The sequence below is a fragment of the Minwuia sp. genome (assembly GCF_048263705.1).
Lineage (GTDB): Bacteria > Pseudomonadota > Alphaproteobacteria > Minwuiales > Minwuiaceae > Minwuia.
In genome coordinates this window covers 83,034-99,036 of the sequence record NZ_JBLXDV010000003.1, presented here as the reverse complement: position 1 = coordinate 99,036, position 16,003 = coordinate 83,034, and the positions used below count along the sequence as shown (strand labels likewise).

Sequence of the window (16,003 nt, the reverse complement as noted above, 5' to 3'; positions counted from 1 at the left end):
TCGCCGAAGGGGGTCGTGATCGCTGCGCCGGCGTCGGGTGCCGGTAAATCGACCGTCACGGTCGGGCTGCTGCGGGCATTCCGCGATGCGGGCGTTCGGGTGACCCCGGCTAAATGCGGACCGGACTACATCGACCCGATGTTTCATGCCGTGGCGAGTGGCCATGCGTCGGTCAATCTCGACCCCTGGGCGATGGATGCGCCCGCCTTGCGGGGATTGGCCGCCGCGGCCGCACGTGACTCCGACCTGCTGATCGTCGAGGGAGTCATGGGGCTGTTCGACGGGGCGCGGGACGGATCGGGCTCGACTGCCGATCTGGCCGCAACCCTTGGGCTGCCGGTCGTGTTTCTGGTCGATGCGTCTCATCAGGCCCAGTCTCTGGCGGCACTTGTACACGGATTCAATAGCTTCCGGCATGATGTTCATATTTCAGGTGTGATTTTCAACCACATCGGAATGCCGAGTCATGCGGCCATGATCGAGGCCGCGCTGAAGCCGCTGGGCATCCCGGTGATCGGCGCGATCCCGCGCAACGACAAGTTCGCCGTGCCTTCACGGCACCTTGGGCTGGTGCCCGCTGCCGAGATCGACGGAATCGAACAGCGGATCGCGAAACTGGCGCTGCAGGTCGCGGAAAGCGTCGATCTGACCGCCTTGCAGGCGCTGGCACGGCCCGTGGCCGATGGCAGCATGGCGCGAACACTGCCGCCATTGGGCCAGCGGATCGCGATGGCGCAGGACACGGCGTTCTGCTTTGCCTATCCGCACCTGCTGGACGGCTGGCACCGGCAGGGTGCCGAGATCGTGCCGTTCTCGCCGCTTGCCGATGAGGCACCGGACCCGAACGCGGATGCCGTCTTTCTGCCCGGCGGCTATCCCGAACTGCACGGTGCCGCGCTGGCCGGTGCGGATCGGTTCCGGGCCGGAATGGCGCGCGCCGCAGCGCAGAACGCCCTGATCTACGGTGAATGTGGCGGATACATGGTGCTGGGGCAGGGCATGACCGATGCGACCGGCGCAAGGCACGGCATGCTGGGCCTGTTGCCGCTGGAGACGTCGTTTGCACAGCGCAGGCTGCACCTGGGATACCGAGATCTGGTGCCGCGCGCGGGCGCGCCCTGGTCACAGCCGCTGAAGGGCCATGAATTCCATTACACCCGTGTCATTGCCGAGGACGGGGACGCGGCGCTGTTCGATGCGACAACCGCGGACGGGCGGGTACTCGATCCCATGGGGCGCCGCATCGGCACCACCCTGGGATCCTTCGCCCATCTGATCGCCTGAGAGATGTGCTCCGGTCGCGCTATTTGCTCTTCTGGAACAGCTCCCGTCCGATCAGCATGCGCCGGATCTCCGACGTGCCTGCGCCGATCTCGTAGAGCTTGGCGTCGCGCAGATAGCGGCCCGTCGGATATTCATTGATATAGCCGTTGCCGCCCAGCGCCTGAATCGCCTCCAGCGCCATCCAGGTGGCCTTCTCCGCAGCGTAGAGGATACAGCCCGCCGCGTCGTAGCGCGTGACCTCGCCCCGGTCGCAGGCCTGGGCCACCGAATAGACGTAGGCGCGTGAGGCGTTCATCGTCGTGTACATGTCGGCGATCTTGCCCTGCATCAGTTGGAACTCGCCGATGGGCGTGTCGAACTGCTTGCGTTCGTGGATGTAGGGAATCACCGTATCCATGCAGGCCTGCATGATGCCGAGCGGTCCGGCGGCCAGCACCGCGCGTTCGTAGTCCAGTCCCGACATCAGCACGCGGACGCCGTTGTTGAGCCCGCCCAGGATGTTCTCTTCCGGTACCTCGCAGTCCTCGAACACCAGTTCCCCGGTATCGGAACCCCGCATGCCGAGCTTGTCGAGCTTCTGCGCCGTGGAGAATCCCTTGAAGCCCTTCTCGATGATGAAGGCGGTGATGCCCTGCGGACCCGCAGCCGGGTCGGTCTTGCCGTAGACGATCAGCGTATCCGCGGTCGGACCGTTCGTGATCCAGAACTTGTTGCCGTTCAGGATGTAGCGGTCGCCCTTCTTCTCGGCGCGCAGTTTCATGGAGACGACATCGGACCCGGCACCGGGTTCCGACATGGCCAGCGCGCCCAGATGTTCCCCCGATACCAGTTTCGGCAGATAGCGCCTGCGCTGTTCGTCCGAGCCGTTCAGCCGGAGCTGATTGACGCAGAGGTTGGAGTGCGCGCCGTAGCTCAGACCGACCGATCCGGAGGCCCGGCTGATCTCTTCCATCGAGATCACATGTTCGAGGTAACCGAGACCCGAGCCGCCGTATTCCTCTTCCACTGTCATGCCGAGAAGGCCGAGTTCACCCATCTCCGGCCACAGATCGCGGGGAAACTCGTTCTTCTGATCGATATCCGCGGCGCGCGGCAGAATGCGATCCGACGAAAAGCTGGATACCGTGTCGCGGATCATGTCCGCCGTTTCGCCCAGGTTGAAATTCAATGTCGGATACTGGTTCGGTATCATGGCGCTTCCCCGTCGTTTTGATGAGCCTGACATAAGGGAGCGCCGCGTCAAACACCAGTGCGGCGCAAGGCTACATCCAGCGCGCGATCATCTTGTGCTGGACCGAAGCCTGTGCGGCAACACGATAGTAGGTCAGCAGCTCTCTCAGCGGGCTGCCCATGCGTTCGAAGCCCGAGATGAAAGCCACGACGACGCCGACGCTGGTCTGTCCGTTGATGACCATGATGCCGCCGAAGATCAGCACGCCCAGCGGTGCCAGGCCATGCATCAGATTGATCAGGCCCTTCATCATGAACTTGATGAAGAAGGTCTTGATCCGGTTCCAGTAGAGCCGGTCGATCAGAACCCGGGTTTCATCGGTGTCCGCGTCATTGCTGATGGTGTCGCTCATCTCACGGACGACCTCCAGGCGCCGCTCGATCAGCCGGTTGATGCGCGACTGCGCCATCGGCACCAGCACGGCCTGGGGTATCAGAAGCGCCAGCCCGAGCGCGGCGACAATTGGCTCGACAATCAACATGTACCCGAGAATCGCCAGCAGCATCCCGCCATTGACGACCGGCTGTGACAGACCGGAGCCGACAAAGCCGCCCAGACTGTCGATCTCGGTTCCGATGATCGCGACGGCGCGTCCGCTTTCCTCGCTGTCGTCGCCGTTCCGCTTCTTCCTGTCGTTGATGGCCAGCAGATGACGGCGACCGTATCGGACCGCGCTCTCGCTCAGCCAGGACTGATACATGCGCAGCGCGAACTTCAGCAGCCCGCTGATCAGCAGGACGCCGAAGAACAGGCCGCCTAGCAGCAGCAGCCGGTCCATTTCGGCGGATTCCAGCGCGCCGTTGATGATCCTGCGCTGCAGTTCCAGCGGCAGCATGGTCAGTGCCGCGACAGTCAGCGCCAGCAGGCATATCCAGAGCTGGTGGTATCCGCTCATTCGCCAGACGTATTTCAGCAGCGTATCCACCGGACGGTCGTCGCCGGTTTGTTTGATCTCGTTCGGGTGCAGTTTCATTGGGCTTTCAGGTCCAGCACATGGCGGGCGAGGGCGACCCTGTCTTCCAGAGAGCGCATGACCGTGCCGGTAACTGAGACACCGCCGACAATCGCCTCGACCTCGGCTGCATGGTCCTGATCCGCTGCGTCGATGACCATGTGGGTGGCATATCCGGCGTAGTGTTTCGCAATCCCGAGGACCGACGGGTCGGTTCCCAGTTCGCGCATCATCTTGGCGGTCGGACCCTTTATCGCCTGGCCGCCCACGATCGGGGACACAGCGACGACAGGCGCACCGGATTCCGCGATCGCCCGGTCGAACTTCCCCAGACTGGTGATCGGCGCGATGGAAATCAGCGGATTCGACGGACCGATGACGATCAGGTCAGCTTTCGCCAGCGCGTCGTGGACATTGGGGGAGATTTCGCGAGTCATGCCGCCGTGATAACCAAACCCGGTGACCTTTGGTTCCGCCCTGAGCCGCACAAAATAATCCTGAAAGGGCAGCCAGCCCTCGGCGGTGTTGATGGATGTGGGCGCGCTGTCGTTGCACATCGGCAGGATCCGGTGCCGGACTCCCAGTTTGTGCGCCAGCCGGGCGGTGATCTCGGTCAGGCCCAGCCCTTCTTTCATCAGCCGGCGGCGTTCGGTGTGCATGGCCAGATCGCGATCCCCGAGGAAGAACCAGTCCGGCCCGCCGAGCGCCTTCATCGTTTCCATGAAATGCCCGGTTTCGTCCTTGCGGCCCCAGCCGAGTTCCGTGTTGGCGAGGTCCGAGAGCGTGTAGACCAGCGTGTCGATGTCCGGACAGATGGGCAGTCCGAGATGTTCGAAGTCGTCGCCCGTGTTGGCGATGATCGAAAGCTCTGCGGGCTTCAGGATCTTCGACAGCCCGAGCGCCAGCTTGGCGCCGCCGACACCGCCGGAAAGATAGGCGACCTTCATCGAAACAGGTCCATCTCGGGCAGCCGGACGAGATCGGAGGCCCGGCCATTGCCCAGAAAGGCTGCGGCACCCCGGATGATCACGGCCGGTACGCCTTCGGCGGCCTGCCCCATCACGATCGAGGCCGCCGCGGCAAGCTCATCGGCGACGCCAAGGTCGCTGGCCTGCATCTCGCGTCCGTCCCGGTCACGGTTGCCGCGCAGGTCCATCATGGCCTTGACGCCCGACACGCCAATGGCGATGCCGACCGAGCCGACGCGCCAGGCGCGACCCGGACTGTCGTTGATGATCACGCCGATCTTGCACGGCATCGCGGCGCGCAACCGGTCCGCACTCCCGTCCGGATCGACAGGCAGCAGCAGCACGCGCTCGGACCTGCCGTCCTGCGGCACGTTCGAGGCATCGATGCCGGCGTTTGCAAGCACGTGCCCCAGCCGGTGCCGTACGATCAGCACGCCGGGCCGGTGCCGCAGCACTTCAGCGGTTTCGGACAGGATGACCGAGACCTGCCGCGGATCCTTGTCGCACTGGCGGGCGATGCGGATGGCGCGGGCATCCGGTTCGACATCGCGCAGATCGACAAAGCGGTCTTCGGCCTTGGAAACGATCTTCTGGGCGACGACGAGAATGTCGCCGTCCACTAAACCGCCCATGCGTTCCGCCGATGACCGAAGTTCTGCGGCGAGATCGTCGCCGGGACAGATCTCGGGAATTCCCGGCAGCGCGATGATGTCCAGCCGCGCGGTCACGCTTCCCGTCAGTCCGCGTCGGGAATGTTGGTGATCCGGATACCCGCACCGGGACTCTTGTAGCGCTTGTTCATGAAGATCAGCACCGACGTCAGCGATTCGGCGACCGCCGCATTGTCGATGGGGCCGACATGCCAGCCGGTCATGCCGCAGGCTTCCACAAGCTCGACCACCTGTTCGCGGGCCGCGACCACGTTGCCGGCCACCAGCACATCGCAGTCGGGATCGTGATCCAGGTCGGCGAGATGATCGGCGGCGACATTCTGGAACGCGGAGACGACCTGGACTTCGGGGCCGAGAATCTCCTGCGCGGCCTTGCCGGCCGAGCCTTCGGGCGGCATCTGCACCCGGCTGACCTTCGGCGGCACCAGCGGAACCGTGACATCCACGAAAACCTTGCCCTGAACGGCGGCCCGCACCGACCCAAGCGTCGCTGCATGATTGCTGAAGGGGACGGTCATCACGACGATGGTCCCGGCTTCGGCGGCGGCCACGTTTTCGAGGCCCTTCACGCTGGCGTCCGGGAACCGTCCTGAGATTGCGTCGGCGGCGGCTTTCGCCTTCTCCTCGGTGCGCGAGCCGATGATGACCGGATAGCCCGCGCGTGCCCAGCGCAGCGCCAGTCCCGATCCGAGGTCTCCTGATCCGCCGAGCACGGCGATAACCGGTTTGCTGTCACTCATTTTCAGATTCTCCTCATGCGAGACCCGTTTTTGGATCCCAGTCCGTATCGTCGACGGTCAGAACCCGCCGTATTTCATCGGAAACAAACCCGATGGCCATGGGCCTCCGGACCCCGGGCAGTACAGAAACGTCGTAGAGCTCCTGCACGACACCCTCGATTTTCAACCAGTGTACGATGTCGCCGGAATTCAGATCGATCACCTGAAGCGCGCATCTGGCATCCGTGTCGGCTTTTTTCAGCCGGTCGTCCAGTGGCAGGCCGGTAAATGTCCGGTTCTCGCGGGGCAGGGAAAGCCCGACGATCGCGAAATCGCCGACAAATGCGGCACCGCGCAGAAAGCCGGGGCAGAAGGCAATCGGCTCGAACCGGCCCCTTTCCAGATCGGCGTAACCGAATTCGCCCGTGCCGGCGTTGGACAGCCAGAGCCTGCCGTTGTGCCAGCGGGGGCTGTGCGGCATCGACAGACCCTGCAGCGCGATCTCGCCGGAGTCCACGTCGAGCAGGATGCCACCATCGATCCGCCGGTCGCGCCAGCCGTCGTTCACGTCCGACCGGCTGACCGCAGTGACATAAGCGGGCTTGCCGTCACGCATGGCCAGCCCGTTCAGGTGACAGCGGTCCTCGGCGGCCAGCTTCGAGATGAAGGGCGGTTGCCAGAGCGGCTTGAAGGAAAACCGTTCGCTGCAGGTGGCGAGGCAACTGAACAGGGTCGCCGCGAACACCGGCCGGTCCTGATCGTCGACGGCGACATCATGGATATCGATATCGCCGGTGGTGTAGCCGACCTGGGGAACATAGACCCGGTCGTACCCTTGATAGAGCTGGCCAGGCGGCAGGATGTTTTCCATGCGCCAGAGCTGATAGAGCGCACTCATCCAGATGGTCTGACCGTCGGCCCACAGGCCCATGCAGCGATTGAAGGTCCGCTCGAAGATGGAGAGCCGTCCGTCCTGCTGCAGTCCGATCAGGAACAGCTTGCCCGCCTGATAGGTGCTGAAGGAGAGGCTGATGTTCTGCTCCGCAAGCCAGTCGGGAAACTGCCGCGAAGGCGTGAGCAGAAGCTTTTCCCGGGTTTCGGCCGATGCGTCGGGCGTGCCGCTGTCTTCTGCAGATTCTGTCATGAGCGGCCTTCTCCCCCGGATCGTGCAGGCTCTAGCACAGCAGAGATCGACCCGACAATGACACGTCTGGTACAAACGAAACCGTCGTACATCCGGCGGCGTGACCAAGATCATTCGACGGCGCGGATGAATATTGCATGCTTACGGATGTTAGTGTTGCAGGAAGTGCCGGACGGAAAGTCCGTCCATGCGCATGCACGGCAGGCATGAAACCCTGGCCGCTATTTCCGTGGCGGACAGGTTGATGTGAGTCGTTATAATGGGATGAGAGAATCCGATGGCGGGAGGGGGTCCCGTTCCATCGTAAATTGAGCGGGGCGACATGACACAGCAACAGGTATTGGGCACGCTCTCGGAATGTGAGTTGCTTGACGGATTGCCCAAGGACGAGGTGGTCGCGCTTGAGCGTCGTTGTACGTGGCGCCGTTTCAAGAACGGCGAACAGGTTCTCGATCGCAACAGCGATTCCCGTGACGTGCTCTTCGTGGTCGAGGGGCAGGTCCAGATCGTCAACTATTCCGCGTCGGGACGCGAAATCGCCTACGCAACCGTGAAACAGGGCGGCTACTTCGGTGAACTGGCGGCGATAGACGGCGAGTCGCGCTCGGCCTCGGCGGTGGCACAGGGCGCGTGCGTGCTTGCGCAGATTTCGCCCAGCGTCTTCATGGAATTCGTCAGTTCGCAACCGATCGTTGGCCTGCGCGTGATGGAGCGTCTGGCACGCATCATCCGTACCTGCGACGAGCGCATCATGGACCTGTCGACCCTGGGTGCCGTGCAGCGCGTCTATCTGGAACTCCTGCGGCTGGCCGAGGAAGACCCGGTGACGCCCGGCACCTTCGTGATCTATCCCATGCCGACCCAGAGCAATATCGCGGCACGCGCGAGCACGACGCGCGAGACCGTGGCCCGCGTGATCAGCCAGCTGGCGCAGGAGGAACTGGTCAAGAAGAAGGGCAAGAGCCTCTACCTCTGGGACCGCGATGCGCTGGCCGTCCGTGCGGAGAAACTGACCATGAACGACGCCACCGCGCGCTGAGATTTCTTCAACACCTGCCGAAAGCGATCCTATGGCCGAACAGATAGATGTCCTGATCATCGGGGCGGGCAATGCCGCACTGTGCGCGGCGCTGTCCGCGCGCGAAATCGCGGAGAAGGTGCACGTGCTGGAACGCGCACCGCAGGCCGAAAACGGCGGCAACAGTCGTTTCACCGCCGGCGCGATGCGGTTTGCCTACGAGGGGCTGGACGACCTGCAGGCCGTCATGCCGGACCTGTCGGACGAGGAGATCGCGACCACCGACTTCGGCACCTACGACCGCGACCAGTTCTTCGATGACATGTTCCGGGTCACGCAGTACCGCTGCGACCCCGAACTGGTGGAGATGCTGGTCACGCGCTCCCGGGACACGATGGTCTGGATGCGAGAGAAGGGCGTTCGTTTCGTGCCGATCTACGGGCGGCAGGCCTTCAAGATCGATGGCCGGTTCAAGTTCTGGGGCGGCCTGACGGTCGAGGCCTGGGGCGGCGGCGAAGGACTGGTCGACAGCCTGACGGAGTCATGCCGGGCCCGTGGCATCGGCATCGAATATGACGCCCGTGCGACGGAACTGATCACCGATGGCGTTGCCGTGACCGGCGTGATGGTCCGCCGCGACGGCGGGAAGCCGGAACCGCTGCGGGCGAAATCGGTGGTCATCGCTTCCGGCGGGTTCGAGGCCAACCCCGAATGGCGGACCCGCTATCTGGGACCGGGCTGGGAGATGGCCAAGGTGCGCGGCAGCCGCTTCAACACCGGCGACGGCATCCGTATGGCGCTGGATATCGGGGCGTCTCCGGCGGGGAACTGGTCCGGCTGTCACGCCGTCGGCTGGGAGCGCAATGCGCCTGAATTCGGCGATCTGGAAGTCGGCGACCAGTTCCAGAAACACTCCTATCCGTTCGGCGTCATGGTCAATGCGACGGGCAAGCGCTTCGTCGACGAGGGTGCCGACTTCCGCAACTATACCTATGCCAAATACGGGCGTGTGATCCTGGCCCAGCCCGGAGAATTCGCCTGGCAGGTGTTCGATGCCAAGGTGAAGCATCTGCTGCGCGGCGAATACAACATCAAGCAGGTCACGAAGGTCACCAGCGACACGCTGGAGGAACTGGCCGGGAAGATGGAAGGCGTGGATCCGCAGGGCTTCATCGACGAGATGGCGCGCTACAACGCTGCGGTCCGGACCGACATCGACTTCAATCCGAACGTGAAGGACGGGCGCTGCACCGACGGTCTCGACGTGCCCAAGAGCAACTGGGCCAATCGGCTGGATGAAGGGCCGTTCGAGGCCTACGCCGTGACCTGCGGAATCACCTTCACCTTCGGTGGTCTGCGCGTGACGAACGAGGCGCAGGTCCTGGATACCGACATGCGCCCGATACCCGGCCTCTACGCGGCCGGCGAACTGGTCGGCGGGCTGTTCTATCACAACTATCCCGGCGGGACGGGGCTGATGTCCGGCGCGGTCTTCGGACGTGAGGCGGGCAAGAGCGCTGCTCAGGCTGCGACTGCCAGCATTGCGGAAGCCGCTGAATGACCATCGCCTTCATCGGCCTTGGCGTGATGGGGGAGGCCATGTGCGCCAATCTTGTCGCGAAATCAGGGCAGCCGGTCATCGCCTTCGATCTGAACCCCGAACCTGTCGCGCGTCTGCAGGCGCAGGGGGCCGGGACAGCGGCCACGCTGGAGGATCTGGTGGCCCGCGCGGATCTGCTCATCACCTGTCTGCCCGGCGGTGCCCAGGTGCGGGAACTGGTGCTGGGGCAGGGCGGTCTGTCGGGGATGCTGCGTACCGGTCAGACCCTGATCGACATGTCGACCTCACAGCCCGCGCTGATGCGGGAGATCGCGGAAGCCGCGGCGGTTCGTGGCGCGCGGTTCGCCGACGCACCCATCGCACGGACCCGTCAGGCTGCGATCGACGGCACGCTGGCCATCATGGTCGGTGCGGACGATGCGACCTTCGCCGATATCGAACCTGTGCTGGCCTGCATGGGCAGCGACATCCTGCACTGCGGTCCCGTCGGATCGGGGCAGATGGTCAAGATCATGAACAACATGGTGCTTTTCCAGAACAATGTGGCGCTGGCCGAGGCCCTGAACATCGCCGAGGCCAATGGCATGGATGGCGGGACTCTGCTGGAAGCCATGTCGAAAGGGTCGGGTGACAGCTTTGCCCTGCGCAACCATGCGATGAAGGCCATGGTGCCGGACAGCTATCCGGACCGGGCGTTTTCGGTGAAGTACGCGCTGAAAGACCTTTCCTATGCCATTGAAATGGCGCAGGAAGCCGGATTACCCGTGCCAGGTGCCGAGAATGTGGAGCGGCTGTTCAATGCGGCCATCGAGGCGGGCGAGGGCGACCTCTATCACCCTGTCATCCGGCGGCGTTTGAAAAGCTGACGTAGTCCTGCTCGGCACGCGATCCTCGTGTTCGCTGCACGAAACGGCGATGACACCAATTGAAATCTGTTATTCCCGTCGCCGCAGGCGCGCGGGGATCGGACCGCGGAGGGCCGACAGACGTGACACCTCTCGCTCTCAGATTTCCCAATTGTGCCGCTTTCGCGTATCATGACCCCACGCAACGACGCTCTGGGGAGGGCATCATGAATTCACCGGTTCCGACGACATCCTATGGCGAACATCAGGAAGCCATGGACCGCTATATGGCCGAGGGCGCGGAGCGCGCCAGGGCGCTGGGCAATCGCGGGCCGATCCGGTTCATCGGTGACGGCGTGCTGCATCCCGATATCGTCGAAGCCTACTGGCGCTGCGGCTTCTACGTGTTCGAAGACGTTCTGAAGCCTGATGAACTGGCCGACATCGAAGCCGATCTGCAGGACATGATGAGCCGGTTCCCCGAAAAGAAGGACGCCGCGGTGGATGCCGAAGGCCGACCCGCCATCGCGATCGACAACAAGGCCCCGAAGCTGTTCTGGTCGAAGCCGCTGGGCGATCCGTTTGGCGGCACGAAGGCGGCGGCGGGACGTCATCCGGTGAAGATGTATGAACCGGTCGCGGCCAGTGAAGCACCTGAAGAAATCGTCTATCTGATGCTGGGAACGCTGGAATTCTCCGAGGCGCATCTGCGTGTTTACGGTCATCCCGACATTCTGGGTGTTGCGGCGGCGATCAACGGGCAGGATTTCGTGCCCTTCAATGAAGCCTATTTCATCAAGGCACCGGGGCTGGGGGCGTCGGTGGCGTGGCATCGCGACGGGGTTACCCACTGGGACGCCGAAGACTGGGACCAAGGCACGCACGGTTTCAACTTCATGGCACAGCTTTACGGCTGCACGCCCGCGAACGGGCTCTGGATCGTGCCGGGCACGCACAAGCTCAACAAGGTCGATATCGCCCAGATGGTGGCCGATGCCGGGTCGGACCGTCTGCCTGATGCCGTGCCGCTGATCTGCCAGCCCGGCGATGTCGCCATGACCAACCGTCAGCTCGTCCATGGTTCTTTCGCGAACACCAGTCCCGACTGGCGCGTGACGCTGAATTTCGGTTTCCACCGCCGCAGGTCGGTACTGGGTGTGCAGGGCGGCGGCATCCACAACGCACCCGCCGTCTATGACGAAGAACGCATTCGCCGCCGTGCGCGCATGATCGGTTATGCCATCGATGCCCGCCGCCAGCGCTTCCCCGACGAGACACCTTTCACCTATCGCCCGCATGCGGAGTCAGGTGAGAAATGGGCGTGGGATGACGCGGCCCGCAAGGACGTCTTCGACTACAATCTGGAAGACCTGAGCATCTGAGGTCGAAGTCGCCTCACGGCTCGTCCGGATAGACGGGCCTGGTCTTGTTCTCGGTCGCGATCTGGGCGGCACCGGCTGCCGCAGCGACTGCGGCGGGTGAGGGCGGTTGCGGTCTGGGCGCATCGCTGGTCGGGGTTTCGCCTTCCAGTTCCTGACCCTGCATCCATTCCGGCCAGTCGATCTGCACCCGGCGCTGCGCCAGTTCGATTCCCTGCTCGTACAGCGCGTTCTTCACTTCCTGGAAGACGGCCTTGCGGATGATGAACTGTTCGCGTGGCTTGCACATGAACTTGGTTCGCAGGATCAGCGCGCCTTCCTCGATCTTGAAGACGCCCTGCGATTTCAGGGGCTGGATGAACTTGGGTCCCAGTTCGGGATCCTCCAGCAGACGCAGGCCGACTTTCTTGATGATCTTGCGCACCTTGTCGGTGTCGACTTCGTAATGCAGCCGGAACTCCTGCTTGTAGATCGCCCAGTCCCGATTGTAGTTGGTGATGGAGCGCAACTCGCCGAACGGGATCGTGTGGATCGCGCCGCGATGGTGGCGCAGCCGCATGGAACGGATGGATATCTGTTCGACCTGACCGCGGATCTCGCCGAATTCGACGTATTCCCCGACGCGGAAGGCGTCATCGATCAGGAAGAACACGCCCGAGATGATGTCACGCACCAGCGCCTGGGCGCCGAAGCCGATTGCGATGCCGACCACACCGGCACCGGCCAGCAGCGGGCCGATGTCGATGCCCATGGACGACAGCACGACCATGATGGTGACCGACACCAGCACCGACAGGACAAAACCCCGGATGAGCGGCAGCAGCGTGCCGAAGCGTGAGGTGATCACTCCGCCCAGGCCGTCCTCGTCGGTCGCGGCGTCCGCAGCCAGCGCCATGGCCTTGTCGTGTTCGCGCCGCATGAACCGGTTGATCGTGCGCTCCACCAGCGCCCAGCAGACCCCCGCGACCAGCAGGATGATGGCGACGTCCAGCAGGACCAGCGATACCAGTTGCCCGACGCGGCTGCCGAAGGCGGCGACCATGTCGAGGCCCAGCACATGCAGGACCGACAGCGCTGCGGCGAGTCCCAGCAATGCACGGGCGATGGTGCGGAGTGAGGGAAACAGGCCGTCGCCGGTCGTGACCCGAGCCGGTTCGGTGATCTCTTCCTCGACGGGCGGCAGCGCTTCTGTTTCTGCCGGTTTCGGATCCTCCGGGTCCACGGGGATCGCCGATGACGGCGCACTTTCGTAGATTTCGGGCGCGGGCGGCGTCATGGGCCAGAGATGACCGAGATAGAGCGCCATGCCGATGGCCGCGGAGCCGATCAGGATCGCGGCAATCTTGGTGCCGTCTCCGGAAAGCACGCTGACCAGCCACAACAGCAGGAACAGACCCGTCAGGATCAGCAGCCACGCGCGCCGGTAGCGGGTGAACAGGCTCCCCAACATGCCGGCGGCGGGTGCTTCCGGGTTTCCGGAAGTCCGCAGAATGACGATGACCGTCAGCGTGGCGATCAGAAGCCCCGTGGCCAGCAGCATGATATCGAAGGTGGCGGCGGGCATTCCCAGCAGCCGGATCATGCCGACGCTGAAGCCGACGAGTCCGATGATGGCAAAGACTGCGGTCGTCCAGACCGACAGGGACCGCATCGCAGCATCGCCTGCATCGATCATGCGATGACCGGGTACGGTCGGCGCGAACAGGAATCGGGCGACGATCCAGCCCGCATAGCCCACCGACACCGCACCCAGGTAGGTGATCAGGAAGATCCGCATCGGGTCGACCTGATCGAACCAGACGAGGGAGAGCAGGAATCCCGTTGCGATGAACGCCGCCAGCAGAACCGCGTTGCGGATCAGGTCCACGGCGGACGCGGCCAGCCGCTGCAAGCCGAAGGGCGGTACGGTTTCGGGAATCATCAGGATGCGGTTGAGCAGACGTCCGAGCGCCGAGACGACGATCCAGCCGCCGAACAGCATCAGGGCCAGATTGAAGATGCCTTCCCACATGCGCGGCCAGCCCTGCAGGTCGGTCAGCAGAATGAAGGCGCGCGACCAGTGTTCGGGCAGGCGCGGCGCGACATCGACGCCGCGTTTGAAGTTCTGTGACAGGTCCCGCACGCTGTTCCGCGCACTGTCGATCAGGTTGGCGAAGGGATCGCCATCGTTTGCCGCCGCCGACGGGGCGGGGGCCTGCGTGACGGTTTCCCGCGCCAGTTCTTCCTCGACCAGTCGGCGGACGGTGGGTTGCAGCAACTGCTCCAGGCTCTGGGTTTCAGGCTGCTCGGCCTCGGTGTTCCGATCCTGCACGGCGGCGCGCTGCTGCACGGTCAGGGGCGCCTGCGCCTGCACAACGGGCGCGTTGAGAAGCCAGATGGCGAACAGCACGAGGAGCGTTGATCTCGCACGGAAAGTTCCTGTCAGCATCATATTGCCCCCAACCCCGGATCGGTCCTGCCGCGACGACAACCGTTCCCCAGTCGCGAAGTCTAATGGAAACCCGCCGCAGAGTAATCCGATGTTATTCCGTCGGGCGCGGGGCACCTTGTGTCAGCTATTCGTCATGGAAGCCCTCAGGACACGTCTGCGCGAGCGGACGGCATCCATATCGGCGTAACAGCCCTGCAGCCACCGTTCTCCGGTCCCCGAAAAGGCGGTGCGCGCATGCATGACCCGCCTGTTGTCGACCAGAAAGGCCATGCCGGGCGTCAGTCTGAACGAGACGGCCATTTCTGGATCGTCCACCAGATCGGCGAACCGCCGGTAGGCCCTGTAATAGCCGGCCATCTCCTCATAGGGGATATCGACCAGCGGGGCGGCGGAGCGGTTGTTGAACCGGACCGCGAGCACTTCGCCGTCGGGACCCAGTTCGATCATCGGGCGCTTGGCGGTCAGATCGCTGATCCCGTCGCCGTTGAAACGGAACCGCGCGGGATAGCCGGACAGGAAATCGAAGCTCTCCCGATCGGTTTCCCTCAGCCGTTTCACGACGGCGAAACCATCGACGACCGAGGAATCTCCGCCCGCCACGCTGTTTTCGAGGCAGTGCAGGATCTGAACGGTCGGCAAGGGATCGCGGTAGGGATTATCGGTGTGGGCCTGCAGACCCAGTCCCGAATAGGCGAGATTGACTGGTTTCACCTCGGATCGGACATCGAAATGCCGCCCGTAGTTCGTTTCGCGCACCGGCCCGAACAGTCCGGCGATCTCGCAGACCGTGCCCGGGACCGTGGGCGCATCCGTGATGATGGCCAGACCCCGGGTCGCCAGCGCGTCGAGCATCGCCAGAAGTGCCGTCCTGTCGGACGCGAGCGCCGGCCAGCGGTGACGGGCCGGTTCGTGATCTCCCGACCAGAGATGCAGCCCGTAGTCGATCCATCCCCGATCCCTCGCCGGGGACTGGTCATAGCGGTGCCTTCCGAGCCAGTCCGCCGGAAATGTCGTGGTGTGACCGTCCGGCGCGAACACGAGGTCGAGCGCGCCGTTTGCGCCGATCCCCGCATGCCGGATCCTCGTATCCGCGGGGATGTCGGCGATGGCGATCAGTCGCTGCCCGTTGCCGGGATCACGTGTGCCGGCGTCCAGCGCATTGTCGCGCAGCCAGATGGCGTGGTAGCGGACCTGCCTGCCGTCGCCGAAGGTGACCCGCACGGCCGCGCCATCATTGATCCGTTCGACCGCCGCCAGCCGATCAGCCATCGCCGGCGGTCATCCAGCCTTTGAACGTGCCGGTTTCCGCATCGAACAGGGCGTTCATGCGCCGGAGCTGTTCCAGCGGTGCCAGCGTCGCGCCCACCAGGCGGTCATCGGGGGTGGCCTGGGCCAGTTTCGAGGCGTTGATGTCATCGGCCAGCTTGCCGAGAGCGGTATCGACCTCCGTCTCGTCCAGCAACCCCTTGCGCCGGATTTCCCCCATCAGGGCCGCGACCCCCAGCAACAGTCCGGCAATCTGCGCGTCGGTGACTTCGGTATCACTCGTCATGGCTTCTCTTTCGGCATCAGGGATTCTGTGAGGCGACTCTAGCGCGTGCGCGGCGGGCGTGCACGGTCGAATGAAGGCCCCGTCATCTGAAAGGATAGTGAATTCAATCGCGTTAGCCTGTACTCTGAAAGACATTCATCTGGGGAGGTGACCATGCAGACGGCTGTCATGACCGTGCCCGCTCAGGCCGGGTCCGGCATCATATGGGGCTTGGATTCCGTTCGGTTCGGGCCTGCGCCGTTCGATCG

Annotated in this window: 14 protein-coding genes; 5 read left to right on the top strand and 9 right to left on the bottom strand. The window is 63.9% G+C overall.

Going from position 1 to position 16,003, the window contains the following annotated elements; all coding sequences use genetic code 11:
* The first annotated feature begins 15 nt into the window (after positions 1–15).
* Complete coding sequence (locus ACN0X7_RS05300) at positions 16–1,284, top strand: cobyrinate a,c-diamide synthase (RefSeq protein ID WP_417514868.1); 1,269 nt, start codon at positions 16–18, stop codon at positions 1,282–1,284.
* Between the two features lie 19 nt (positions 1,285–1,303).
* Here ACN0X7_RS05300 and ACN0X7_RS05295 read toward each other — a convergent pair whose 3' ends face one another.
* The 6 genes from ACN0X7_RS05295 to ACN0X7_RS05270 form a co-directional block, all read right to left on the bottom strand.
* Complete coding sequence (locus ACN0X7_RS05295; protein ID WP_417514866.1) at positions 1,304–2,476, bottom strand: isovaleryl-CoA dehydrogenase; 1,173 nt, start codon at positions 2,474–2,476, stop codon at positions 1,304–1,306.
* A 70-nt stretch (positions 2,477–2,546) separates the two neighbouring features.
* Positions 2,547–3,488, bottom strand: coding sequence for an ABC transporter ATP-binding protein (locus ACN0X7_RS05290; protein WP_417514864.1), 942 nt, complete (start codon positions 3,486–3,488; stop codon positions 2,547–2,549).
* Positions 3,485–4,414 (bottom strand): 2-phospho-L-lactate transferase, encoded by a 930-nt coding sequence (cofD, locus tag ACN0X7_RS05285; RefSeq protein ID WP_417514862.1) that lies wholly within the window; start codon positions 4,412–4,414, stop codon positions 3,485–3,487. The genes ACN0X7_RS05290 and cofD overlap by 4 nt, the downstream gene beginning before the upstream one ends.
* Entirely contained in the window at positions 4,411–5,163 is a 753-nt protein-coding gene (cofE, locus tag ACN0X7_RS05280) for a coenzyme F420-0:L-glutamate ligase (protein WP_417514860.1), read from the bottom strand. Before cofE ends, cofD begins: the two co-directional genes overlap by 4 nt.
* A gap of 8 nt (positions 5,164–5,171) precedes the next feature.
* A complete protein-coding gene (npdG, locus tag ACN0X7_RS05275; protein WP_417514858.1) occupies positions 5,172–5,846 on the bottom strand; it encodes an NADPH-dependent F420 reductase in 675 nt (224 codons plus the stop codon).
* Between the two features lie 13 nt (positions 5,847–5,859).
* Positions 5,860–6,969 (bottom strand): TIGR03032 family protein, encoded by a 1,110-nt coding sequence (locus tag ACN0X7_RS05270; RefSeq protein WP_417514856.1) that lies wholly within the window; start codon positions 6,967–6,969, stop codon positions 5,860–5,862.
* Between the two features lie 322 nt (positions 6,970–7,291).
* Between ACN0X7_RS05270 and ACN0X7_RS05265 the strand changes: the two genes are divergently transcribed.
* The 4 genes from ACN0X7_RS05265 to ACN0X7_RS05250 all read left to right on the top strand — a co-directional run bounded on the left by ACN0X7_RS05265 (position 7,292) and on the right by ACN0X7_RS05250 (position 11,775).
* On the top strand, positions 7,292–8,008 hold the full coding sequence (locus ACN0X7_RS05265; RefSeq protein ID WP_417514854.1) for a Crp/Fnr family transcriptional regulator: 717 nt from the start codon (positions 7,292–7,294) through the stop codon (positions 8,006–8,008).
* A gap of 31 nt (positions 8,009–8,039) precedes the next feature.
* Entirely contained in the window at positions 8,040–9,548 is a 1,509-nt protein-coding gene (gene tcuA, locus ACN0X7_RS05260; protein ID WP_417514852.1) for an FAD-dependent tricarballylate dehydrogenase TcuA, read from the top strand.
* Positions 9,545–10,414, top strand: coding sequence for an NAD(P)-dependent oxidoreductase (locus ACN0X7_RS05255; RefSeq protein WP_417514850.1), 870 nt, complete (start codon positions 9,545–9,547; stop codon positions 10,412–10,414). The genes tcuA and ACN0X7_RS05255 overlap by 4 nt, the downstream gene beginning before the upstream one ends.
* A 206-nt stretch (positions 10,415–10,620) precedes the next feature.
* Positions 10,621–11,775 carry a phytanoyl-CoA dioxygenase family protein gene (locus tag ACN0X7_RS05250; protein ID WP_417514848.1) on the top strand — a complete coding sequence of 385 codons (1,155 nt, stop codon included), beginning with the start codon at positions 10,621–10,623 and terminating at the stop codon, positions 11,773–11,775.
* Positions 11,776–11,788: 13 nt separating this feature from the next.
* Here the strand turns inward: ACN0X7_RS05250 and ACN0X7_RS05245 are convergent, their stop codons facing one another.
* From ACN0X7_RS05245 to ACN0X7_RS05235, 3 genes are all read right to left on the bottom strand, one after another.
* Entirely contained in the window at positions 11,789–14,161 is a 2,373-nt protein-coding gene (locus tag ACN0X7_RS05245) for a mechanosensitive ion channel family protein (protein ID WP_417514846.1), read from the bottom strand.
* A gap of 162 nt (positions 14,162–14,323) precedes the next feature.
* Complete coding sequence (locus tag ACN0X7_RS05240; protein WP_417514844.1) at positions 14,324–15,472, bottom strand: TauD/TfdA family dioxygenase; 1,149 nt, start codon at positions 15,470–15,472, stop codon at positions 14,324–14,326.
* On the bottom strand, positions 15,465–15,755 hold the full coding sequence (locus tag ACN0X7_RS05235) for a hypothetical protein (protein WP_417514842.1): 291 nt from the start codon (positions 15,753–15,755) through the stop codon (positions 15,465–15,467). The genes ACN0X7_RS05240 and ACN0X7_RS05235 overlap by 8 nt, the downstream gene beginning before the upstream one ends.
* Between the last annotated feature and the right edge of the window lie 248 nt (positions 15,756–16,003).